The sequence below is a fragment of the Amycolatopsis sp. NBC_00348 genome (assembly GCF_036114655.1).
Taxonomy (GTDB): domain Bacteria; phylum Actinomycetota; class Actinomycetes; order Mycobacteriales; family Pseudonocardiaceae; genus Amycolatopsis.
On sequence record NZ_CP107994.1, the window covers coordinates 5057885 to 5082513 of the forward strand.

The following is a 24629-nucleotide window of genomic DNA, read 5'->3' on the forward strand; positions in this document are numbered from 1 at the left end:
TCGTGGGTACGCCGGGCCGCCTCGGTCACGAGGTGCCGAACTTCTTGTCGATCAGCGCGAAGATCTCGTCGTCGGTCGCGTCGTCCAGCTCGTCGCCGAGGGCGGCGGGGACGTCCGCGGCCTGGTGCCAGGCCGTGCCCAGGTCCTTGAGCCGGGTGCCGATCCGGGCCCGGGCCTCGTCGTCGGGGGCCAGGTCGGTCAGCTCGTCCGGGCCGAGCGCGGCGAGCGCCGCCTCCAGCCGGTCCAGTTCGTCCAAAAGGGACACCGGGCCGGGGCCCTGTGCCGGCATCAGCTCGGCCCGCAGGTGCGCGGCCAGGGCCCGCGGGGTCGGGTGGTCGAACACGAGCGTCGCGGGCAGGGACAGCCCGGTCGCCGCGTCGAGCCGGTTGCGCAGCTCCACTGCGGACAGTGAGGTGAAGCCGAGTTCCTTGAAGGGCCGGGCGGGTTCGATCGCGCCGGTGTGCCCGAGCACCAGCCCGGCGGTCTCGCGAACGAGGTCCTCCAGCAGCCGGGTGCGTTCGGCGTCCGGCACGGCGGCCAGCCGCTCGGCGAACCCGCGTTCGTCCACTGTGGATACTTCCGGTTGCGGCGCGAGGTCGGCCAGCAGCGGGCTGGGCCGCGACGCGGTGAACCCGGGCGCGAAGACCGGCCAGTCGACGTCCGCGACGGCGACGAGCGCGGACGGCTCGGCGACCCCCAACGCCGTGACGGCGACCCGCGGGTCCATGGCGGTGAACCCGGCACGGCCGAGCCGGTCGCCGACCGCGCCGGCGGCCATACCGTCCCCGGCCCAGGCACCCCAGGCGATCGACGTAGCGGGCAGACCGTCCGCGCGGCGCTGCTCGGCGAGCGCGTCGAGGTAAGCGTTTGCTGCGGCGTAGGACGCCTGGCCGGCGTTGCCGACCGTCCCGGCGAACGCGCTGAACAGCACGAACGCGCTCAGGTCGCCGGTCAGCTCGTGCAGGTTCGCGGCCGCGGTCGCCTTCGCCGCCAGGACGTCGGTGAAGCGGTCGGCGGTCAGCGCGTCGAGGACGCCGTCGTCGAGCACGCCGGCGGTGTGCACCACGGCGCCGACGGGGTGGTCGGCGAGGAACGCGGCCAGCTGCGCGCGGTCCCCGGCGTCGCACGCGGCGATGGTGACGTCGGCGCCGAGTGCGGTCAGCTCGGTTTCGAGGGCGGCCGCGCCGGGGGCGGCGGGGCCGCGGCGGCTGATCAGCAGGAGGCGTTCGGCGCCCCGGCCGGCCAGGTACCGGGCGACGGCCGAACCGAGCGCGCCGGTGCCGCCGGTGATCAGCACCGGACCGGCGGCGGCCCAGTCGACGTCGCCGCGTCCCGGGCGGGCCGGGGTCAGGCGGCGGGCGAACAGGCCGTTCGCCCTGAGTGCGAGCTGGTCTTCGCCGGTGCTGCCGGTCAGGACGCCGGTGAGCCGGGCGGCGGCTCGGTCGTCGAAGTGCTCGGGCAGGTCGATCAGCCCGCCCCAGCGGCGTGGGTGTTCGAGGGCGGCGGTGCGGCCGAGGCCCCACAGCATGGCCTGGTCGGGCCGGGCCACGCGGTCGGCCGGGTGGGTGGCGACCGCGCCGCGGGTGGCGACCCAGAGCGGGGCGTCGATGCCCGCGTCGCCGAGTGACTGCAGGAGGGTCGTGGTCACCTGCGGGCCGAGGCGGCCCAGGGCGAGCACGCCGTCAACGTCGTCGAGCGAGGCCAGGCGGATGGTCAGGGTCTCGCGGTCGGTGTCGTCGGTTTCGAGGATGGTGACCGAGGCGGCCTTGGTGAGTGCGTCGATCGCCGGGTCGTTCGCTTCTCCCGGCGGGACTACGACGAGCCATGACGCGAGGTCGCCGGGGGCCGGATCGTCTGTTGGCCGCCAGGTGATGGCGTAGCGCCAAGTGTCCACTGTGGACGTCTTGGCGGGCTGTCGTGCGGTGGTTTCGAGCCAGAACCGCTCGCCTTGGAACGGGTAGGTGGGCAGGTCTCGTAGCGCGCGTTTTCCTCCGAAGACCGCGGCCCAGTCCGGCTTGACCCCCGCGACGAACAGCGTTGCCAGGGCGGTCCGCAGTGCGAACGGTTCTTCGCGGTCACGGCGTTGTGCGGCGATGAACACCGCGGGTTCGGCCAGGCAGTCCTGGGCCATGCCGGCGAGCACGCCGTCCGGGCCCAGCTCGACGTAGGTGTCCACGCCGGAGGCTTCCAGCGCGCGGACGCCGTCGAGGAACCTGACGGCCTCGCGGACGTGGCGGACCCAGTAGTCCGCGTTGAACTCTGTGATCGGCTCGCCGGTGACGTTTGAGACTATCGGTATAGCCGTCTTACCGTATGACAGAGACTCCGCTATATCACGGAACTCTTCCAGCATCGGGTCCATGAGGGGCGAATGGAACGCGTGGCTCACGGTGAGCTGCTTGGTCTTGCGGTCCGCGAAGTGCTCCGCCACGGCTTTTACCGCAGCCTCGTCGCCGGAGATGACCGTCGAGTTCGGGCCGTTCAGCGCGGCGATGGTCACACGGTCTGACAGATATACCGAAACCTCGGCTTCGGTGGCCTGGATCGCCACCATCGCACCGCCGGTGGGGAGCGCCTGCATGAGACGGCCGCGCGCAGCGACCAGCGTCGCGGCGTCGGCCAGCGTCAGGACGCCCGCGACGTGGGCCGCGGCCAGCTCGCCGATCGAGTGGCCGAGCAGCTGGTGGGGGGTGATGCCCCAGTGTTCGAGCAGGCGGAACTGGGCCACCTCTAGCGCGAACAGTGCAGCTTGGGTGTAGGCGGTCCGGTCGAGCAGCGCGGCGGCCTCGGCGGCCTCGGAGCCAGCCTCGATACTGGCCGGGGCCTCGCTACCCGGCTCGGCGAACATGACCTCCTTCAGCGGGCGGTCCAGGTGGGCGTCCAGGTGGGCGCAGACCTTGTCCAGGGCGTCGGCGAATACTGGGAACTCTCGGTACAGCTCGCGGCCCATTCCGGGGCGTTGGCTGCCCTGGCCGGTGAACAGGAACGCGATCCGCCGCCCTTCGGAGGCCTCGCCGGTGGGTACGGACATCGCGCCGGCGACTAGGGCGGTCAGGCCGGCCAGTAGCTCGGTTCGGTCGGCCGCGACCAGTGCGGCGCGGTGGCGGTGTGCGGACCGGGTGGTACTCAGGGCGTGACCCAGCTCGGCCGGGGTCAGGTCCGGCGATGCGGTGACGTGCGCGGCCAGCCGGGCGGATAGAGCCCGTAGGGCCGGCGCCGAACGGGCGGACAGGACGATGGGGCCGTCATCGAGGGGCTCTTCGACGGACTCGTCAGAAGGGGCTGCCTCCAGGACTACGTGCGCGTTCGTGCCGCCGATGCCGAATGATGAGACGCCGGCGCGGCGGGGGTGGTCGGTGTCGGGCCACGGGGTCGCCTCGGTGAGGAGCGCTACCGTGCCCGCGCTCCAGTCGACCTCGGGGGTCGGCTCGTCGATGTGCAAAGACTTCGGTAGGAGTCCGTGGTGCATGGCCAGGATCATTTTGATGACGCCGGCCACGCCCGCCGCGGACTGTGTGTGGCCTAGGTTGGACTTCACCGAGCCCAGCCACAGCGGCGCGTCCGTGCGGTCTCGGCCGTATGTTGCGATCAAGGCCTGCGCTTCGATCGGGTCGCCCAGTGAAGTGCCGGTGCCGTGGGCTTCGACGGCGTCCACATCGGACGGTGTCAGGCCGGCGTCGGCCAGGGCTTGGCGGATGACTCGTTGCTGTGACGGGCCGTTCGGGGCGGTCAGGCCGTTCGACGCGCCGTCGGAGTTCACCGCGCTGCCGCGTAGCAGCGCGAGGACGCGGTGGCCGTTGCGTCGGGCGTCGGACAGTCGTTCCAGCAGGATCAGGCCGACGCCCTCGCCCCAGCCGGTGCCGTCCGCGCCGGCGGCGAAGGCCTTGCAGCGGCCGTCGACGGACAGGCCGCGCTGGCGGGAGAACTCGACGAACGCGCCCGGCTTGGACATCACCGTCGCGCCGCCGGCCAGGGCCAGCGAGCACTCGCCGTTGCGCAGCGCCCGCGTCGCGAGGTGCAGGGCCACCAGCGACGCCGAGCAGGCCGTGTCCACGGTGACTGCGGGGCCCTCGAGCCCGAAGGTGTAGGCGACGCGGCCGCAGACGACCGAGGCCGCGTTGCCGGTGAGCAGGTAGCCCTCGACGCCTTCCGGCGACTCGTGCAGGCCCGGTGCGTAGTCCTGGCCGTTGGTGCCGATGTACACGCCGGTCTCGCTGCCCCGCAACGAGTCCGGATCGATACCGGCGCGTTCGAACAGCTCCCATGACGTCTCCAGCAGCAGCCGCTGCTGGGGGTCCATCGCCAGCGCTTCGCGGGGCGAGATGCCGAAGAAACCGGCGTCGAACTTGTCCGCGTCGTAGAGGAACCCGCCTTCGCGGGCGTAGCAGGTGCCCTTGTGGTCGGGGTCCGGGTCGTAGAGCGCGTCGAGGTCCCAGCCGCGGTTCGCCGGGAACGGCGCCATCGCGTCACGGCCCGCGGCCAGCAGCTCCCACAGGTCCTCGGGGCTGCCGACGCCGCCGGGGTAGCGGCAGGTCATCGCGACGACGGCGATCGGGTCGTCGGCCACGGCGTCAACCACCGCGCCGACCGGGGCGACGTCGCGCTCCCCCGCCTCGCCGCCGAGCAACGTGGCCAGGTCCAGCGGCGTGGGGTGGTCGAACGCGACGGTCGCGGGCAGCTTCAGCCCGGTCGCGGCGCTGAGCCGGTTGCGCAGCTCGACCGAGGTCAGCGAGTCGAAACCCAGCTCGCGGAACGCGCGGCGCGGTTCGATCGCGCTCGGGGAGCCGTGCCCGAGCACGCCCGCGACGTGGGCCCGCACCAGGTCGAGCAGGAACCGGTCGCGGTCGGCACCGGTCAGCGCGGCCAGTTGCCCGGCGAACCCGGCGGGGGCCGGTGTGTCCGTTGTGGACGGTGTGAAGCCGCCGAGCAGCGGGCTCGGCCGGGACGCTGAGAACACCGGCACGAACCGGTCCCAGTCGACGTCCGCGACGACCGAGACGGTGTCGCCCTGCTCGATCGCCCGCGTGATGCCGGTGACGGCGAGCGCGGGGTCCATCGCGACCAGGCCGTCGCGGCGGAGGCGGTCGCCGCGCAGGGTGTCGTCGGCCAGGCCGCCGCCCGCCCAGTGCCCCCAGCCGATCGCGGTGGCCGGGAGTCCGTCGGCCGCACGTTGCTCGGCGAGGGCCTCCAGGAAAGCGTTGGCGGCGGCGTAGTTGGCCTGGCCCGCGTTGCCGACCGTGCCCGCGAAGGAGGAGAACAGCACGAAGGCGTCGAGGTCGCCGGTCAGCTCGTGCAGTGCGAGGGCCGCGTCGAGCTTGGGGCGCAGGACGTCGTCGAAGCGGTCGTCGGTCAGGGAGGAGATGACGCCGTCGTCGAGGACGCCGGCGGTGTGCACGACGGCCGTCAGGTCGAGGCCGTCGAGCAGCGCGGCCAAGGCGTCGCGGTCCGCGACGTCGCACGCGGCGATCGTCACCTCGACCCCGAGCGCGGTCAGCTTCGCGCGCAGCTCTTCGGCGCCTCGTGCGGTCGCACCGCTGCGGCTGGTGAGGACGAGGTGCTCGGCGCCGTTCGCGGCGAGCCACTCGGCGACTTGGCCGCCGAGCGCGCCGGTACCGCCGGTGACCAGCACGGTTCCGCGCGGCTGCCAGCCGTCGGCGGCCGGACGCGGCTGGGCCCGGACGAGCCGGCGGGCGAACACGCCGGAGTCGCGCACGGCGACCTGGTCTTCCCCGGTCCCGGCCAGCACCGCGGCGAGCCGGGCCGCGGCCCGCTCGTCGAGGGTCTCCGGCAGGTCGAGCAGGCCGCCCCAGCGGTCCGGCTGCTCCAGCGCGGCCACCCGGCCGAACCCCCAGGCCAGGGCCTGATCGGGGTGCCGGACGTGGTCGCCGCGGCCGGTGGTGACCGCGCCGGAGGTGATCGTCCACACGGGAGCGTCCAGATCGGACTGCAGCAGCTTCGTCGTCGCGGTGAGCGCTTCCCGGCCGTCGCCGGCCAGGGAGACGATCCCGGCCAGGGGTTCGTCCGTCGGCTCGCGGCGGACGTCGGCGCCGTGCGCGGCCAGGGCGTCGGCGACGCCGAGGTCGTCCTCCCCCAGCACCAGCCAGACGCCGGACAGCTTCACGCGCTCGACGTCGACCGGCTCCCAGGTGACGCGGTATCGCCAGCCGTCCACAGTGGACGACTCCAGGTGACGCCGTCGCCACGCGGCGAGCGCGGGCAGCACGTCGCGGAGGGTGTCCTCGGGCAGGCCGAGGTCGAGGTCCGCGCGGTCGACGGCGGCCCAGAACCCGCCGTCCGAGCCGCCGGCGGCAGGCGCGGGGGCGTCGAGCCAGTACCGGTCGCGCTTGAACGCGTAGGTGGGCAGGTCGACGACGCGGCCACCGCCGAACACCTTCACCCAGTCCGGCGAGACGCCGTGGACGTGGGCGTCGGCCAGCGCGGTCAGGAACCGGCGGAGGCCGCCTTCGTCCCGGCGGAGGGTGCCCAGCGCGACGCCGAGATCGTCCACAGTGTCCTGAAGGCCGATCGTCAGCACCGGGTGCGGGCTGCATTCGACGAACACCGAGTGGCCGCGGGCGAGCAACGCGCGGGTGGCGTCCTCGAAGCGGACGGTGTTGCGGAGGTTGTCGTACCAGTAGCGGGCGCCGACGATCGTGGTGTCGATCGGCTCGCCGGTCACCGTGGAGTAAAACGGGATTTCGGACGTTCGGGGCTGGATTGGGCCGAGCACGTCGAGGAGTTCGGCTTCGAGGGACTCGACGTGCGCCGAGTGCGACGCGTAGTCCACTGGGACCCGCTTCGCGCGGATCTCGCGTTCGGCGCAGCGATCCATCAGCTCGTCGAGGGCGTCCGCGTCGCCGGAGACGACGGTCGAGCGCGGGCCGTTGACCGCCGCGACCGAGATCCGGTCGTCGATCAGCTCGGTGACCTCGGCGTGCGGCAGCGGGATCGAGACCATGCCGCCGCGTCCGGCCAGCGCCAGGATGGCCTTGCTGCGGAGGGCGACCACGCGGGCACCGTCCTCGAGGGACAGCGCACCGGCGACGACCGCAGCCGCGATCTCGCCCTGCGAGTGGCCGACCACGGCCGACGGCTCGACGCCGTACGACCGCCACAGCGTCGCCAGCGAGACCATCACCGCCCACAGCACCGGCTGGACGACGTCGACCCGGTCGAACCCGGGCGCGCCTTCGACACCGCGCAAGACGTCCGTCAGCGACCAGTCCACAAAGGACGCCAGCGCCGTTTCGCACGCGACCATCCGGGTCGCGAAGACCGGCGACTCGTCGAGCAGCCCGACGGCCATGCCGGCCCACTGGGAGCCCTGGCCGGGGAAGACGAACACGGACTTCGCGCCGCCACGGGCCGAGCCGCGCACCGCGGCCGGGACGACGTCGCCGCGGCCCAGACCGGCCAGGACGTCGAGGGCCTCTTCGCGCGAGGCGGCCGCGAACGCGACCCGCTCCGGCAGCGCCGCGCGCGTCGTCGCCAGCGACCAGGCGAAATCGGGCAGGGCGAGGTCGGGGTCGGCCAGCCGCTCGGCGAGCCGGGCGGCCTGTTCGGTAAGCGCTTCCGCGGATCGGGCCGACAGGACGACCGGAACCACACCGGACACAGCGGACGGCAACGTCTCAGCAGCGGGCGCCTGCTCCAGCACCGCGTGCGCGTTCGTGCCGCTGACGCCGAACGACGACACCGCCGCGCGGCGCGGCCGGTCGGCCTCGGGCCACGGCCGGGCTTCGGTGAGCAGCTCGACGGTTCCGGTGGACCAGTCGACGTGCGGCGTCGGCGCGTCGACGTGCAGGGTCCGCGGCAGTGCGCCGTGGCGCATCGCCATGACCATCTTGATCACGCCGCCGACACCCGCGGCGGCCTGGCTGTGCCCGATGTTGGACTTCAGCGACCCGAGCCACAGCGGCGTCTCGCGGTCGCGGCCGTAGGTGGCGATCAGGGCCTGCGCCTCGATCGGGTCGCCCAGGGTCGTGCCGGTGCCGTGCGCTTCAACGGCGTCCACCTCGGACGGTGTGAGCCGCGCGTTGGCCAGCGCCTGCCGGATCACCCGCTGCTGCGCGGGCCCGCTCGGCGCGGTCAGGCCGTTGGACGCGCCGTCGGAGTTGACCGCGCTGCCGCGGACCACGGCGAGCACGCGGTGCCCGTTGCGCTGCGCATCGGACAGCTTTTCCAGCACGAGCATGCCGGCGCCCTCGGCCCAGCCGGTGCCGTCCGCGGCGGCGGCGAACGGCTTGCAGCGGCCGTCGGCGGACAGCCCGCGCTGGCGCGAGAATTCGATGAACGTCGCGGTCGTCGACATCACGGCGACGCCGCCGGCGAGCGCGAGCGTGCACTCGCCGGACCGCAGGGCCTGCCCGGCGAGGTGCAGCGCGACCAGCGACGACGAACACGCCGTGTCGACGCTGACCGCGGGCCCTTCGAGGCCGAGGGTGAAGGCGACCCGGCCGGAGGCGACGCTGCCCGCGCTGCCGTTGCCGAGGTAGGCCTCGACGTCGGCGGGTGCGTGCGGCAGCCGGGAGCCGTAGTCGTGGTACATCACGCCGGCGAACACCCCGGCGCGGGTGCCGCGCACCGACTCCGGCGGGATGCCCGCGCGTTCCAGGGCTTCCCACGAGATCTCCAGCAGCAGGCGTTGCTGCGGGTCCATCGCCAGCGCCTCACGCGGCGAGATGCCGAAGAACTCGGCGTCGAACTCGTCGGCGTCGTGCAGGAAACCGCCTTCACGGGCGTAGAACGTGCCCGCGTGGTCGGGGTCCGGGTGGTAGAGCGCGCCGAGGTCCCAGCCGCGGCGCTCGGGGAACCCGGCGACCGCGTCCCGGCCCTCGTCGACCAGCTCCCACAGGTCCTCGGGCGAGCGGACGCCGCCGGGGTAGCGGCAGCTCATCCCGACGATGGCGATCGGTTCGGCGTCGCGCTCCCGCTCCTCGCGCAGCTCCCGCCGGACCTGCCGCAGGTCCGTGGTCACCCGCTTGAGATAGTCCCGCAGCTTGTCCTCAGTGGACATTCAGCTCACCCCAGCCCGTCGGCATGTCGCCCATCCCTCACACAGTCCCGAGTTCGCTGTCGATCAGCGCGAACATCGCATCGTCGTCGGCGGTGTCGATCTCGACGTTGTCCGCCGGGTGCTCGTCGTCGGTCCATTCGGCCAGCAGGGCCCGCAGCCGCGCGGTGATCCGCACGCGGTCCGGGTCGCCGGAGTCCACTGTGGACAGTGCGCCGCGCAGGTGGTCCAGCTGCGCCAGCACCGGCAGGTCCGACACCGCCGGTGCGGCCGGTGCCAGCTCGGTCAGCACGTAGCCGGCCAGCGCGCGCGGTGTCGGGTGGTCGAAGATCAGCGTCACCGGCAGGCGCAGGCCGAGGGCCGCGGTGAGCCGGTTGCGCAGTTCGACCGCGGTCAGCGAGTCGAAGCCGATCTCCTTGAACGCCTGGTCGCCGTCGATCGTCGCGGCCGAGGCGAAGCCGAGCACGGTCGCGGTCTCGGCCAGCACGGCGTCCAGCGCCAGCTGCGGCCGGTCCGTGTCCGGGACCGCCGCCAAGCGGCCGGCCAGGGAGGCGGTGCTCGCCAGCTCGTCGGCCCGGCGGGAGCGGGTCCGGATCAGCTCCCGCAGCAGCGGCGGGACGTCCCCGCCGGCGCGGGCCCGGAGCGTGGCCAGGTCCAGCCGGGCCGGGACGAGTGTGGCGTCGGCCTGGCGCAGTGCGACGTCGAACAGTGCGAGCCCTTCGACGCTGGGCAGCGCGCCCACGCCGGACCGGGTCATCCGGCTCAGGTCGGCGGCGGCGAGGTGCCCGGTCATGCCGCTGCGCTCGGCCCAGAAACCCCAGGCCAGCGCGGTGCCGGGCCGTCCTTGGGCGCGGCGCCGCGCGGCGAGCGCGTCCAGGAACGCGTTGGCCGCGGCGTAGTTGCCCTGCCCGGCGGTGCCGAGCGTCGCGGCGACCGAGGAGAACAGCACGAACGCCGTGAGCGGCCGGTCCGCGGTCAGCTCGTCCAGGTGGACGGCCGCGTCGACCTTCGGCCGCAGGACGGCGGCCAGCCGCTCGGGGGTCAGCGAGGCGAGGACGCCGTCGTCGAGCACCCCGGCCGCGTGGACCACGCCGGTGAGGTCGGGCAGCCCGTCGAGCAGGCTCGCCAGAGCCGTGCGGTCGGCGGCGTCGCAGGCGGCGATCGTGACGTCGGCGCCGAGTCCGCGCAGCCGCTCGGCCAGCTCCGGCGCGCCCGGTGCGTCCGGGCCCTTCCGGCTGGTCAGTACCAGGTCGCGGACGCCGTGCCCGGTGATCAGGTGCTCGGCGAGCAGTGCGCCGAGCGTGCCGGTGCCGCCGGTGACGAGGACCGTGCCGTCGAACACCGGCAGGTCGCCGTCGGCCGGTTTGACCCGGCGCAGCCGCGGCACGTACGTCGTACCGGCCTGCACCGCGAGCTGCGGCTCCCCCGACGCGACCGCCCGCGGCAGGAGGTCGTCCTCGCCCGGGGCGACGTCGGCGAGGACGAACCGGCCGGGGTGCTCGGACTGCGCCGCGCGGATCAGGCCCCAGACCGCCGCCCCCGCCGGGTCGTCCGCCCGGGCGCCCGAGGTCAGCAGGACCAGCTTGGCCGCCGCGAAACGCTCGTCGGACGTCCACCGCCGGGCCAGGTCCAGCGCGTGGGCGGCGGCCGCGTGGGCCCGCTCGGCCAGGTCTTCCGGCTCCGGGGCGACCCGGACGACGACAAAACCCTCCGGCGCTTCCAGCTCGTCGAGATCGTCACAACGAAGGACAGTGGAGTCTGCTTCGGACGGTTCGAGTTCGGTCCAGTCCACTCGGAACAGTGAGTCGGGTGCGGCGCCGGTGAGAGTCCGCGTCAGTGGGCGCAGCAGCAGGGAGTCCACTGTGGCCACCGGGGCGCCGGTCTCGTCGGCCACGGCGAGTGCGAGTTCCCCCTCCCCCACGGTCAGCCGGACGCGCACCGCGATCGCGCCGCTGCGGTGCAGTGTGACGCCGCGCCAGGAGAACGGGATGCTGCTCGTGCCGTCGGCGCCGATCAGGACGTCGTGGCCGGCGGCGTGGAGTGCGGCGTCGAGCAGGGCCGGGTGCAGCCCGAACCGGGCGGCGTCGTCGGTCGGCAGGACCACCTCGGCGTAGACGTCCCGGCCGGCGCGCCAGGCCGCGCGCAGGCCCTGGAACACCGGGCCGTAGCCGAACCCGGCGTCCGCGAGGTCCTGGTAGAGCGCGTCGACGTCGATCGGCTCGGCCGCCGGCGGCCACGCGGTCAGCGCGGTCCCGGTCGCCGACGACGGGCCGAGGACGCCGGTCGCGTGCCGGGTCCAGTCGCCCTGATCGTCCTGGCGAGAGTGGAAGGTGATCGCGTGGCGGCCGTCGTCGTCGGCCGGCGCGACCGCGACCTGCACGGTGACCGCGCCGCGCTCCGGCAGGAGCAGCGGGCCCTCCAGGGTCAGCTCTTCGAGTGTGTCGCAGCCGGTGTCCTCGGCCGCGCGCACCGCCAGCTCGACGAACGCGGTGCCGGGCAGCAGCACGGTGTCGAACACCGCGTGGTCGGCCAGCCAGGGGTGGGTTCGCCGGGCCAGCCGTCCGGTGTAGAGCAGGCCGCCGGTGCCGGCGAGCCGGACGGCGGCGCCGAGCAGCGGGTGCCCGGCCGCGCCGAGGCCGGCCGAGGACAGTTCGCCCGCGCCAGCCGCGGCTTCGAGCCAGAACCGCTGCCGCTGGAAGGGATACGTCGGCAGGTCTTCGACGACGCGACCGCGGGAAAGGACCGTGCTCCAGTCCGGGGCGGCGCCGCAGACGTGGGCCTGCGCCAGCGCGGTGAGGAACCGGGCCGGGCCGCCGTCGTCGCGTCGCAGGGTGCCGACGGCGACCGCGTCCGCGCCGAGTTCGTCCACTGTGTCCTGGACGCCGATGGTGAGGACGGGGTGCGGGCTGCATTCGACGAACACCGAGTGGCCGCGCTCGGCGAGCAGGCGCACGACCGCTTCGAACCGGACCGTGTTGCGCAGGTTCTCGTACCAGTACCGGGCGTCCATCACCGTCGTGTCGAGCGGTTCGCCGGTGACGGTCGAGTAGAACGGCACCTCCGCGGCGCGCGGCCGGATCGGGGCCAGGACGTCCAGGAGTTCGGTTTCCAGGGAGGCCACGTGCGCCGAGTGGGACGCGTAGTCCACCGGAATCCGCTTCGCGCGGATTTCCTGGGCCTCGCAGCGGTTCACCAGCTCGTCGAGCGCGTCGGCGTCCCCCGAGACCACGGTGGACCGCGGACCGTTGACCGCCGCGACCGAGATCCGGTCGTCGATCAGCGCGGCCACTTCGTCGTGCGGCAGGGGGATCGAGACCATCCCGCCACGTCCGGCCAGAGCGAGGATCGCCTTGCTGCGCAACGCGACGACCAGCGCGCCGTCCTCAAGGGATAGCGCACCGGCGACGACCGCCGCCGCGATCTCACCCTGCGAGTGCCCGACTACGGCCGACGGCTCGACGCCGTGCGCGCGCCACAGCGCGGCCAGCGAGACCATCACCGCCCACAGCACCGGCTGGACCACGTCGACGCGGTCAAAGCCCGGCGCGCCCTCGACGCCGCGCAGGACGTCGAGCAGCGACCAGTCCACATGGGACGCCAGCGCGTCCGCGCACTCGTCGAGCCGCGCCGCGAACGCGGGTGACGACCCGGCCAGCTCGACCGCCATCCCGGCCCACTGCGAGCCCTGGCCCGGGAAGACGAACGCCGTCCGCCCGGAGCCGCGCACCGAACCCGTGACGACGTCGGGCGAGCTGCCGCCGTCGGCCAGGGTGCGCAGCTGGTCCCGGAGATCGGTGCCGAGCAGCACGGCGCGCTGCGGGAACCGCGCCCGCGTCGACGTCAGTGTGTGCGCGATGTCCACATCGGACACCGTCGCGTCCGCCAGGTAAGCCAGGAGGTTCTTCGCCTGGTCTCGCAGTTCACCCTCGGTTCGCGCGGACAGCACGACCGGCGCCGGGCCGGAAGCGCTCTCCGGCGCGTCGGTCACGGGGGCCTGTTCGAGGACGGCGTGGGCGTTGGTGCCGCTGACGCCGAAGGACGACACCGCGGCCCGGCGTGGCCGGTCGGTCTCGGGCCACGGCCGGGTCTCGGTGAGCAGGGCGACGGTTCCGGCGGACCAGTCGATGTGCGGCGTCGGCTCGTCCACGTGCAACGTGCGCGGGAGGACGTCGTGGCGCAGGGCCTGGACCATCTTGATCACGCCGCCGATGCCCGCGGCCGCCTGTGTGTGCCCGATGTTGGACTTCAGCGATCCCAGCCACAGCGGCGTCTCGCGGTTCCGGCCGTAGGTCGCGATCAGCGCGTCGGCCTCGATCGGGTCGCCCAGGGTCGTCCCGGTGCCGTGCGCCTCGACGGCGTCGACGTCCGAAGTGGACAGTCTGGCGGCGGCGAGCGCGCGGCGGATGACGCGTTGCTGCGACGGGCCGTTGGGCGCGGTGAGACCGTTGGACGCGCCGTCGGAGTTGACCGCCGAGCCGCGCAGCACGGCCAGGACCTGGTGGCCGTGGCGCTGGGCGTCGGAAAGCCGTTCCAGCACCAGGACTCCGGCGCCCTCGGCCCAGCCGGTGCCGTCCGCCGCGGCGGAGAACGCCTTGCAGCGGCCGTCGGCGGACAGCCCGCGCTGACGGGAGAACTCGATGAACATGCCGGGCTGCGACATCACGGCGACCCCGGCGGCCAGGGCCAGCGAGCACTCGCCGCCGCGCAGCGCCTGCGCCGCCCAGTGCAGCGCGACCAGCGACGACGAACAGGCCGTGTCGACGGTGACCGCGGGTCCTTCGAGGCCGAACGTGTAGGCCAGCCGGCCGGAGACGACACTGCCGGTGGTGCCGGTGAGCAGGTAGCCGTCGGCGCCGCCCGCCGCTTCGTGCAGCCGCGGGCCGTAGTCGGTCGCCATGGCGCCGACGAAGACCCCGGTCGGCGTGCCGCGCAGCCCGGCCGGGTCGAGACCGCCGCGTTCGAGCGCCTCCCAGGTCAGTTCCAGCAGGATCCGCTGCTGCGGGTCCATCGCGACGGCTTCCCGCGGCGAAATGCCGAAGAACGCCGGATCGAAGTCCGCGACGCCGTCGAGGAACCCGCCACCGCGGGCGTAGGTCGTGCCGGCGTGTTCCGGGTCCGGGTCGTAGAGCCCGTCGAGGTCCCAGCCGCGGTCGGCCGGGAAGCCGCCGATCGCGTCGACGCCCTCGGCGACCAGGTGCCACAGGTCTTCGGGGGTCCGGACGCCGCCGGGGTAACGGCAGCTCATCGCCACGATGGCGATCGGCTCGTCGCTGACGGCCACGGTCTCCGCGGTGGCCTGCGGAGCGTCGGACAGCTCGGTTTCCAGGTGCCGGGCGAGCGCCGCCGGCGTCGGGTGGTCGAACAGCACGCCGCTGCCGAGCCGCAGGCCGGTCACCTGGCCGAGGTGGTCCCGCAGCTCGACCGCGGTGAGCGAGTCGATGCCGAGCTCCTTGAACGTCCGCTCCGGGTCGACGTCGGTCACGCCGGCGTAGTCGAGCACCACCGCGACACCCGCGCGGACGACGTCGCCGAGGCGGCGGTCGCGCTCGGCGGCGGGCAGGTCCGCGACCCGCTGCGCCCACGACCGCTCGACGGCCGGGGCCGGCGGACGCGCGGGGCCGTCGAACCAGTGCCGGACGCGCTGGAACGGGTAGGTCGGCAGGTCGACGCGGTTGCCGCGGTCGCCGTAGACCGCGGCCCAGTCGACGTCGGCGCCGTGGACGTGCAGCTGCGCCAGGACGTGGTGGAGGGTGAACGTCTCGTCGCGGTCCCGGCGCAGGGCGGCGGCGAAGGTGCCGGAGACGCACTCGCGCGCCATCGCGCACAGCACGCCGTCCGGGCCCAGCTCGACGAACACAGCGTCGCCGACGGCGCTTACGGCGTCAGCGAAACGGACCGATTCACGCACGTGCCGCGTCCAGTAACCCGGGTCGGCGAGTTCCTCGGCGGTGGCGAGACGGCCGGTGAGGGTGGAAACGATCGGGATCCGCGGCGGCGCGAAAGTCAGCCGCGCGACGACCGCGTGGAAGTCGTCGAGCATCGCGTCCATGTGCGGCGAGTGGAACGCGTGGCTGACCGTCAGCCGCTTGGTCTTGCGCCCCAGCGCGGTGAAATGGTCCGCCAGCGCGGTGACGGCGTCCGCGTCTCCGGACAGCACCACCGCCTGCGGCCCGTTGACCGCGGCGATCGACACCGCGGGAGTCAGTGCGGAAAGCGCTTCCGCCTCGGTGGCCTCGACGGCGAGCATCGCGCCGCCGCCCGGCAGCGCGTCCATCAGCCGGCCGCGGGCGGCCACCAGCTCGGCCGCGTCGTCGAGGGAGAGCACGCCGGAGACGTGGGCCGCGGCCAGCTCGCCAATCGAGTGTCCCAAAAGGACGGACGGGCGTGCACCGCGGCTTTCCAGCAGCCGGAACAGGGCCACTTCGAGGGCGAACAACGCCGGTTGCGTATACCGCGTTCGGTCGAGGAGTTCGGTGGGCTCGAACAGGACGTCGCGCAGCGGCACGTCGAGGTGGCGGTCGAAGCGGGCGCAGACGTCGTCGAGTGCGGCCGCGAAGACCGGCTGGGTCGCGTAAAGCCCTTGTCCCGCGCCGGTTCGCTGGCTGCCCTGGCCGGAGAACAGGAAGGCGACCGGACGTGCGTCGCGCGTGGTCCCGCGGACGACCGACCGCGACGAACCGCCGGCGGCGAGGACGTCGAGCGCCCCCGCGAGGTCGCCGTCCGGCACGACCACGGCGCGGTGGTCGAGGGACGCGCGCGTCGTCGTCAGGGAGTACCCGACGTCGACCGGGTCGTGCGCGGCCAGCCGGTCCCACAGCGATTTCGCCTGCACGGCCAGTGCTTCCGGCGACCGGGCGGACAGCACGAGCGGCAGCGGGTCGCCGCCGCTCGTCCGGTGTGCCGGAGCCGGGGCCGCGGCGAGCACGACGTGGCAGTTGGTGCCGCCCATGCCGAACGAGCTGACGCCGGCCAGCCGGTTCGGCCCGGTCCACGGTGTGGCCTCGGTCGTCACGCGCAGGTTCAGCGTGTCGAGGGGGATGTCCGGGTTCGGCGCGGTGAAGTTGAGGCTCGGCGCGATCTCGCCGTGCCACAGGCACAGCACCGCCTTCAGCAGCCCGGTGATGCCCGCGGCGCCTTCCAGGTGGCCGACGTTGGTCTTGGCCGACCCGACGAGCAGCGGGGCGCCGTCCGCGCGGGCCGTGCCGATCACCGCGCCGAGCGCAGCGGCCTCGATCGGGTCGCCGACGCGCGTGCCGGTGCCGTGCAGCTCGACGTACTCGACGTCGCCCGGCTCGGTGCCGGCCCGCTCGTGCGCCAGCCGCAGCACTTCGCGCTGCGCGGATTCACTCGGTGTGGTCAGGGTTTCCGCGGTGCCGCCGTTGTTGACGGCCGTGCCGCGGATGACGCCGTAGACGCGGTCGCCGTCGGCGAGGGCGTCGGCGAGCGGGCGCAGCACGACCAGGCCGCCGCCTTCGCCGCGCACGTAGCCGTTGGCGCGGGCGTCGAAGGTGAAGCAGCGGCCGTCCGGGGACAGCCCGCCGAAGCGGGACGCGCCGACCGCGCTGGCCGCGATCAGGTTCAGGTTGACGCCGCCCGCGAGTGCCACCGCGGATTCGCCGCGGCGCAGGCTTTCGCAGGCCAGGTGCACCGCGACCAGCGACGACGACTGTCCACAGTCGACGACCAGGCTCGGCCCGCGCAGCCCGAGGGTGTAGGAGACGCGGTTGGCGATGACGCCGCGGTGCCCGCCGGTCAGCGAGTGCTGGGTGCTGACGCCGTGTTCGGTGAGCAGGTGCGCGTAGTCGTCCCAGATGGCCCCGAAGAACACGCCCGCGTTCTCGCCGTCGAGGCGGGCCGGCGGCAGGCCGGCGTCCTCCAGGGCCTCCCAGCTCAGCTCCAGCATCAGCCGCTGCTGCGGGTCCATCACCGCGGCCTCGCGCGGGGAGACACCGAAGAAGGCGGCGTCGAAGCCCGCTACGTCGTCGAGGAAAGCGCCGTACCCGATCCCGGGCGCGTCGTCCGGTCCGGTCCAGCGTTCGGGCGGGGTCTCGGTGATCGCGTGCCGGCCACGGCGCAGCAGGTCCCAGTACGCCCCCGGCCCCGGCGCGGCGGGCAGCCGGCAGGCCATGCCGACGATCGCGATGCCGAACTCAAGCTTGGACAAGGCGAGTCCTCCACAGATCGCGGACGGGCAGGAGCAGCCGCGACGAAGCCCGTCACGCGGCGCGCAAACGCCCGACGTTCGTCGTGAGCAGGCAAAACGCTACTGAGCCCGGAGCGGGCCAGAAACCCCTAACGGGGCCCCTAGCACCCTGCACGTCACCCGGCGGGACAAGGGAAAACGCCCTGAAGGTGCCCCTCAGGGACTTCCGGTCCCTGAGGGTGCCCTTCAGGGCGTTCAGGCCCGAGGGTCAGACGGCCTTGCCGCGGTTGAGGTAGGTCAGCACCGCGAGCACCCGCCGGTTGTCGTCATTGGACGGTGGCAGGTTCAGCTTGGTGAAGATGTTCGAGATGTGCTTGCCGACCGTGCCGTCGCTGAAGTTGAGGCTCTGCGCGATGCCGGCGTTCGACCGGCCCTCGGCCATCATCTCCAGCACTTCGCGCTCGCGCGGGCTGAGCGTCTCGAAGGGCTCGTTGCGCGCTTGGCGCGCCAGCAGCTTCGCGATCACCGTCGCGTCCATCGCGGTGCCGCCGGCCGCGACCCGCCGCACCGCCTCGACGAACTCCTCGGCGTCGCCGACGCGGTCCTTCAGCAGGTAGCCGACGCCGCCGGCGCCGTCCTGCAGGAGTTCGTTGGCGTACAACTGTTCCACGTGCTGGGACAACACGAGCACGGGCAGCCCGGGCACCTGCTTGCGCGCGGCCAGCGCGGCCTGCAGGCCTTCGTCGGTGAAGCTCGGCGGCAGCCGGACGTCGACCACAGCGACGTCGGGGCGGTGCTCCAGCAGCGCCTTCAGCAGTTCGGGCCCGGTTTCCACCGCGGCGACGATGTCGAAACCGTGCGACTGCAGCAGCAGTGTCAAGCCGTCCCTCAGGAGAGCGAGGTCTTCGGCGAGCACAACGCGCACGGGATCTCCAAACTCACGCGGGTCGGTCCGCCGGGCCGGCTGACGACGCCCAGACTACCGTCGAACGCTTCCAGTCTTTGGGCGATCCCGCGCAACCCGGACCCGGCGGCGAGATCGGCCCCGCCGCGGCCTTCGTCCACCACCGCGCCGGCCAGCAGCCCGTCGTCGAACCGCAGCCGCACGGTGACGTCCCGGGTCTGCGCGTGCTTGACGACGTTGGCCAGCGCCTCGCACACGCTGAAGTAGACCGCCGCCTCCACCGCCGGCTCGAACCGGCCGGGCAGCTCGATGTCGACGTTCGCGTCCAGCGGCAGGTCGAGCACGAACGCCCGCAGCGCGTCCCGCAGCCCGCGCTCGGCGAGCACCGGCGGGTGGATGCCGTGCACCAGGTCCCGCAGCTCCTGCAGGGCCTTGCTCGAGGAGTCCCGCAGCTCGAGCACCAGCTCCTTGGCCCGGTCCGGGTCGCGGTCGATGAACTGCGACAGCGCGGCCAGCTTCATCCGCATCGCGACCAGCCGCGCCTGGGCACCGTCGTGCAGGTCGCGCTCGATCCGGCGCAGCTCGGCGGCCTGCGTGGCCAGCGCGTCCGCGCGGGTGCGGGTCAGCTGCCGGACGCGGTCGTTGAGCTTGCCCCGCCGTCCCGGCTTCAGCAGCAGCGACGTCCATTCGCCGTGCAGCCGCAGCAGCGGGCCGGCGAAGGCGGCCCCGGCCGCGACGCACGCGAGCCCGACGGCGATCTGCAGCGGCACCTCCGTGCCGCCCAGCCACGCGAGCTCGCCGACGACCCCGGCCGCCTGTCCCACCGCCAGCAGCACCCCGGTCAGCCCGGTCAGCACCAGCAGCACCGGGAACGCCGCGAGCGCGCCGCCGACCACCGGGTCGGCCAGCAGCCAGGCCAGGTCGCGCCAGGTCGCCGGGTCGCCCCAGATCCAGCGGACCCGCAGCGACACCGCCGCGAACCAGCGGCGCTTGTGGTAGTCCTTCCCGCTCCAGTACCAGCCGTGCTCGGTGCGTTCGAGCCGCGGCCGCGGCCGGTACGGCACCGCCACGGGCACCCCGGACCAGCGCCCGGCCAGCTCGCGCGCGGTGTTCGCGATCCGCCGGATCAGCACCGTGATCAGCAGGAACAGCGGGAACATCCCGAGCCCGAACCACAGCACCAGCGACAGCAGGGTGCCGACCGCGAGCGCCGCTTCGCCCAGGCTGAGCAGGCCGAGCGCGGCGCCGCGCGCGAGGTCCCGCGGCGCGCGCCGCAGCCGGGTGGCCACGGGTGCGCCGACGGCGACCGCCGTGTCACTCATGTCGGTTCCTCCTCCGGGCGAGCCCACCCGGTCAGTCTGACTCACGGAGCGTGGCCGGGCGGAGACGGATACCACCCCTGCCCGCATAAAGAAAACTCCACCCCGGTCGGGGTAGAAGAGGGGTTCTGACGAGATCCACTCCCTTCTACGTTGGAAACACACCACCGACGACCTGGGAGAACCCGATGACCACCACCGCCCCGAAGACCAGCGCCGCCGGCGCGATCGTGACCAACCTGGTCGTCGACCTCGTCGCCCCGATCGCCCTCTACTACGGCCTCCGCGCCGCCGGCGTCGACCAGCTGCTCGCCCTGCTCGCCGGCGGGGCCGCGCCCCTGGTCCACGTGATCTGGCAGGTCGTGCGGACCCGCAAGGTCGGCGGCCTGGCGCTGTTCACCCTGACCATCCTGCTGCTGAGCGTCGCCGCGTCCTTCCTCACCGGCAGCGAGCGGTTCCTGCTGGCCAAGGACGGCTGGCTGACCGCCGTCGCCGGCCTGTGGCTGCTCGGCACGCTCCGCACGAACCGCCCGTTCATCTACGAGGCCGCGCGGCCGATCGCCGACGCCAAGGCGAAGACGCCGGAAGACACCTGGACGCACCGGTTCGCCACGTCGGAGAGCTTCCGCCACGGCATGCGCGTGGTCACCGCCGCCTGGGGCATCGCGCTCGTGCTCGACGCCGTCGTCCGCGGGGTCATGGCCTACACCCTGCCGGTCGACCTGGTCCCGGGCCTCGGTGGCGCGCAGTACGCCGTGCTCTTCGTCGGCCTGCAGATCTTCGGCCAGGTCTACGGCCAGCGCACCGGCCTGATCGGCGACAAGAAGAAGAGCGCCACCGCCGGCGCCGTCACCGCCTGAGCCACCCCGCCCCGCCCGCCGGTGATCCGGACGAAACCTCCGAAAAGGAAGCAGACCATGTCCCGCCATTTCGCGTTCGTCACCATCCCCGCCCACGGGCACGTCAACCCCACCATCGCGGTCGTGGCCGAGCTCGTCGGCCGCGGCCACCGGGTCACCTACGCCGCCACCGCCGAGTTCGCCCCCGCGCTGCGGGCCGCCGGCGCGGACGTCCTCGTCGTCGACACCACGCTCGCCTCGGCCCACCCCGGCAAGGAGGTCACCGCCGACGACGTCGCCTGGCTGCCGCTGATCCTGCTGCGGGAGAGCGCGCAGCTGGCCCCGGCGCTGCTGAAGCACTTCGACGGCGACCTGCCGGACGTCATCGCCTACGACGTCACGATGTACCCGCTCGCCCGGATGCTCGGGCGCCGCTGGGACCGGCCGACGCTGGAGCTGTTCCCTACCTTCGCCGCCAACACCGAGTACTCCGTGGCCGAGGAGGCCGAGCGCATCGCCGGCGTCGCCGCCGAGCACCCGGCCACCGCCGCCTTCCACGCCGAGTTCACCGAGTTCCTGTCCCGCAACGGGTTCGCGGACGTCACCCCCGAGGACATCACGCGCGGCGAGCCGGACGAGCCGCGGCTGGTCTTCCTGACCCGCGAGTTCCAGTACGCCGGCGACACCTTCGACGAGCGCTTCGGCTTCGTCGGGCCGTGCCTGTCCGAACGCGGGTTCCAGGGTGACTGGACGCCGCCGGAGACCGGCCTGCCGGTCGTCTACGTCTCGCTCGGCACGGCGCACAACCTGCGCCCCGAGTTCTTCCGCGCCTGCGTGGCCGCCTTCGCCGGCCGGCCGGTGCACGTCGTGATGGCGATCGGGGACCGCGTGCCGGTCTCGGCGCTCGGCGAGCTGCCGCCGAACGTCGAGGTGCACGCCCGGGTCCCGCAGCTTTCCGTGCTGCGCCACGCGTCCGCGTTCGTCTGCCACGCCGGGATGGGCAGCACGATGGAGTCGCTGTACTTCGGCACGCCGCTGGTCGCGGTGCCGCAGATGCCCGAGCAGGACGTCGTCGCCCGGCGGATCGCCGAGCTGGGCCTCGGCCGGGCCCTGGACCGCGACGAGGTCAGCCCGGAGAGCCTGCGCGAGGCCGTCGAAGCCGTGCTCGCCGACGACGCGCTGCGGGCCCGCCTCCGTGCGGAGAGCCGCCGCGTCCGCGAAGCCGGCGGCACCCGGACCGCCGCGGACAAGCTGGAGAACTACGCCGAGACCGCGGCTCGCTGACCCGGGCACGGAACGCCGGAATGCCCGGTCACGCTGGGGAGTCGTGACCGGGCATCGGGGCGACCGTGGCCGGGAGGGGGCCACGGTCAAGCCGTACCGGCGACGGTCGGCTCGAGCCCGGCGGGCAGGTCGGCGCGGTTGCCGACCTTGAGTTTCCGGTAGGTGCGGGTCAGGTGCTGCTCCACGGTGGACACCGTGATGAACAGCTTCCGGGCGATCTCGCGGTTGGTGTAGCCGTGCCGCGCCAGCGCGGCGGTGCGGTACTCGGCCGAGGTGAGCAGCGCGAGCCGGTCCGTTTCGCCGGGTACGCCCGCCGGCTTGAGGTCCTCGGCGGACATGTGCGGCTGCAGCTCCCGGCACACCGCGTCGGCCCGGCAGTCCTGCGCCACGTGCCAGGCCCGGCGGACCACCATCCGGGCGCGGCTGGTCTCGTTCAGCTCGTGGTGCGTGCGCCCCAGGTCCGCCAGCACCTTCGCCAGCTCCAGCCGGTCCCCGCCGGCCTGGATCTCGTCGACGGCCTTCTTGAGCATCGGCGGCCGGTCGGCCAGCTCGTGCGTGTTCGCCAGCACCCGCAACGTCGCCCCGAGCGCGGCGGAGTTGCTCTCGCTGACCAGGTTGAGCTGGGCGTCCACCAGTTCGGCCGCCTTGGCCCGGTCGCCGATCCGCTGGTAGGCCTCGGCGCAGCCGGCCCGCCACGGCACCAGTGCCGGCAGGTCGATCCCCCACGCCGTCATCAGCTCGCCCGCCGCCATGAAGTCCCGCAGCGCCGCGTACACCTGGTCCGTGGCCAGGTGGTGCCGGCCGCGGGCGTAGAGGTAGGGCAGCGCGTGCACGGTCCGCATCATCGCGGCCGGCACCGGCTGGGCGATCAGCGCTTCGGCCTCCTCGTGCGCCCCCATCTCGGTGCGCGCCCGGATCATGCTCGCCAGCGGCGACCCGATCGCCACGCCCCAGCTCGACGCCGAGATCAGGGCGAGGGCCTTCGCGCCGTGTTCCAGCGCGGCCGGGAGACCGCCCTGCCGCACGGCGATCTCCGCCCGCAGTGCGCTGAACACCGCCTGCCAGGCCGGGGCCCGGCGCTTGGCCGACTCTTCCAGCAGCCGTTCGCACCAGGGCAGGGCCCGGTCGGTGCTGCCCGCGTACATCAACGCGCGCAACGCGAAGGTCAGCGGCTGGACCGTGGCGTCGGCCAGCCGGGTGCTCTGCAGGATCTGCTCGACGGCGACGACGACGTTGTCCCCGTAACGGCCCCGCAGGACCGCCTTGAGGATCCGGGCGGCGCGCCACTGCGTGTCGACGACCGTGCCGCTGGGCACCGGCCGGGTGCCCGCGGCCCGGGCCGGGACCGGCAGCCGGGCGGCGAGTGCCGGGTGGGTGCACGCCACGGCCAGGCACAGGGCCTCGGCGTCGAGCGACATCCCGGTGTTCTCGATCTGTTTGCCGAACCCCTCGACCGCTTCCTCGGCTTCGCCGTGCCACAACAGGTGGCGCAGCGGCCCGGGGCCGTTCGCGACGCCGCCGATGTCGGCGGCCAGCGCGCGGATCCGCCGTTCGGCCGCGACCGGGGAGACCCGCCATTCGGCGTCGGCGAGCAGGGTGGTGACGGCGACCCGCTGGGCGTCGTCACCCAGCCGGCTCATCGGTTCGAGGTAGCGGACGACCTTTTCGACGTCGTCCTCGGCCAGCGCGAGCTCCGCGGCGCTGCGGAGCACGGTGGCGACCCACGGCTCGTCGAGGTCTTCGGAGGCGACGAGCATTTCCGCGACGCTGCGGCTCTCGGCCCCCGCTTCGTACAGCAGCCGGGCGGCCCGGCGGCGCAGCCGGGCCCGCCGGCCCGGTTCGATGGCCTCCAGCACCGCGGCCGCGCCGGCCGGGTGCCGGAAGCGGCCGCCGGCCAGGATCCCGGCGGCTTCGAGGTCGCCGAGCACCCGGACCGCTTCGTCCGTACCGGCCCCGGCCAGGTCGGCCGCCCGGTCGGCGTCGGCCGCGCCGGCCAGCACGGCGACCGCCGCGGCGAGGTCCAGCGCGAGCGGGCCGCTGCTGCGCAGGCAGCTCAGGACCGCGTTGCGGAAGGCGAACCCCGGCGACGGCTCGGCCGGGCCGCCCGCCGTCCGGTGGTCTTCGAACAGGGCGTGCACCAGCAGCAGGTTGCCGCCGGTGAGCTCGTGGTAGGCGGGGGCGAGCAGCCGGGCGGCGTCCGCGCCGAGCTCGCCGGTGACCAGCTCGACCACGCCGTCCGCGGGCAGCGTCGTCAGCCGGATGCGGCGGCAGTGCGGCAGCCGCACCAGCTCGGCGTCGAACGCCGGGCCGACCGACCGGTCGCTGGTGCGCTCCCCCAGCGCGACCAGGATCCGGGCGGAGCGGATCCGCACCATCAGGAAGAGCAGGCAGTGCAGCGAATCCTCGTCGGCGTGGTGCAGGTCGTCGACGACCAGCACCACCGGCGCCGTGCGGGAAAGCTTGAGCAGGGCGGCGGCCACCGCCCGGGAGATGTGCTGCCGCGCCGCCCCCGGGTCCCCCGCGAGGGTGGTTGCGCCGGCTTCGAGCAGCGCGGCGAACTCGTCGGCCGCCCCGGCCGGCACGGCCGGGCTCTGCACCAGCTGCCCGAGCACGCCGAACGGCAGGTCCCGCTCGGAGTCCGACGCGATGGCCTGCAGGACGACGGCCCCGGACTCCAGGGCCGTGTCGGCCAGCCTGCCGAGCAAGCTGGTCTTCCCGCTGGCGACCGGGCCGCCGATGAGCGCGACCCGGCCCCGGCCCTGCCGGACACCTTCGTACATTTCCCCTAAAATGGACATTTCCGCACGATGATGGACATACTTCATTGCTGACCAGGCCCCTCATTCCCCGCGATCGGCACGACGATCCAGCCGCGCAATTGCGGCGCGGATGACACGGCGGTTTCGCAGAGATGAATTCCGGTGATCGCGACCGAATGCGCGTCCGGCGCGGTGGAGAAGAAAACGACTTCTATGCGACCCGGGCCGGTGGCGACACGCATGTGTTCGATTCCCAGCCCCGGCTCGGCGAGGGCCCAGAGCAGGTCCACCAGTACGTGCGGGTCCAGCTCGCGGTGGGTGGCCTCGCCCGATGCGGCAAGTGTGACGCTTGCCATGTACACGGGCAG

General features: G+C 73.7%; 8 protein-coding genes. 2 read left to right on the forward strand and 6 right to left on the reverse strand.

What is annotated here, in order from left to right; all coding sequences use genetic code 11:
• Nucleotides 1–25 precede the first annotated feature (25 nt).
• The 4 genes from OHS58_RS21505 to OHS58_RS21520 form a co-directional block, all read right to left on the reverse strand.
• Nucleotides 26–9016: a type I polyketide synthase gene (locus OHS58_RS21505; RefSeq protein ID WP_328649607.1), complete on the reverse strand. Its 8991-nt coding sequence runs from the start codon at nt 9014–9016 to the stop codon at nt 26–28.
• A gap of 37 nt (nt 9017–9053) precedes the next feature.
• Nucleotides 9054–17141 (reverse strand): type I polyketide synthase, encoded by an 8088-nt coding sequence (locus tag OHS58_RS21510; RefSeq protein ID WP_328649841.1) that lies wholly within the window; start codon nt 17139–17141, stop codon nt 9054–9056.
• Between the two features lie 283 nt (nt 17142–17424).
• The gene (locus OHS58_RS21515) at nt 17425–18081 is read right to left on the reverse strand and encodes a response regulator transcription factor (protein WP_323331878.1); all 657 of its coding nucleotides are present in this window, start codon (nt 18079–18081) and stop codon (nt 17425–17427) included.
• Nucleotides 18045–19382 carry a sensor histidine kinase gene (locus tag OHS58_RS21520; RefSeq protein WP_328649608.1) on the reverse strand — a complete coding sequence of 446 codons (1338 nt, stop codon included), beginning with the start codon at nt 19380–19382 and terminating at the stop codon, nt 18045–18047. Before OHS58_RS21520 ends, OHS58_RS21515 begins: the two co-directional genes overlap by 37 nt.
• A gap of 185 nt (nt 19383–19567) precedes the next feature.
• On the opposite strand from OHS58_RS21520, the gene OHS58_RS21525 reads away from it, so the two are divergent.
• Both OHS58_RS21525 and OHS58_RS21530 read left to right on the forward strand, forming a co-directional pair.
• Nucleotides 19568–20239, forward strand: coding sequence for a VC0807 family protein (locus tag OHS58_RS21525; RefSeq protein WP_328649609.1), 672 nt, complete (start codon nt 19568–19570; stop codon nt 20237–20239).
• A 57-nt stretch (nt 20240–20296) separates the two neighbouring features.
• Nucleotides 20297–21502 carry a macrolide family glycosyltransferase gene (locus tag OHS58_RS21530; RefSeq protein ID WP_328649610.1) on the forward strand — a complete coding sequence of 402 codons (1206 nt, stop codon included), beginning with the start codon at nt 20297–20299 and terminating at the stop codon, nt 21500–21502.
• Nucleotides 21503–21588: 86 nt separating this feature from the next.
• On the opposite strand, the gene OHS58_RS21535 is transcribed toward OHS58_RS21530, so the two are convergent.
• Nucleotides 21589–24327 (reverse strand): helix-turn-helix transcriptional regulator, encoded by a 2739-nt coding sequence (locus tag OHS58_RS21535; protein WP_328649611.1) that lies wholly within the window; start codon nt 24325–24327, stop codon nt 21589–21591.
• Entirely contained in the window at nt 24324–24623 is a 300-nt protein-coding gene (locus OHS58_RS21540; protein ID WP_247049330.1) for a hypothetical protein, read from the reverse strand. The genes OHS58_RS21535 and OHS58_RS21540 overlap by 4 nt, the downstream gene beginning before the upstream one ends.
• Nucleotides 24624–24629: the final 6 nt, after the last annotated feature.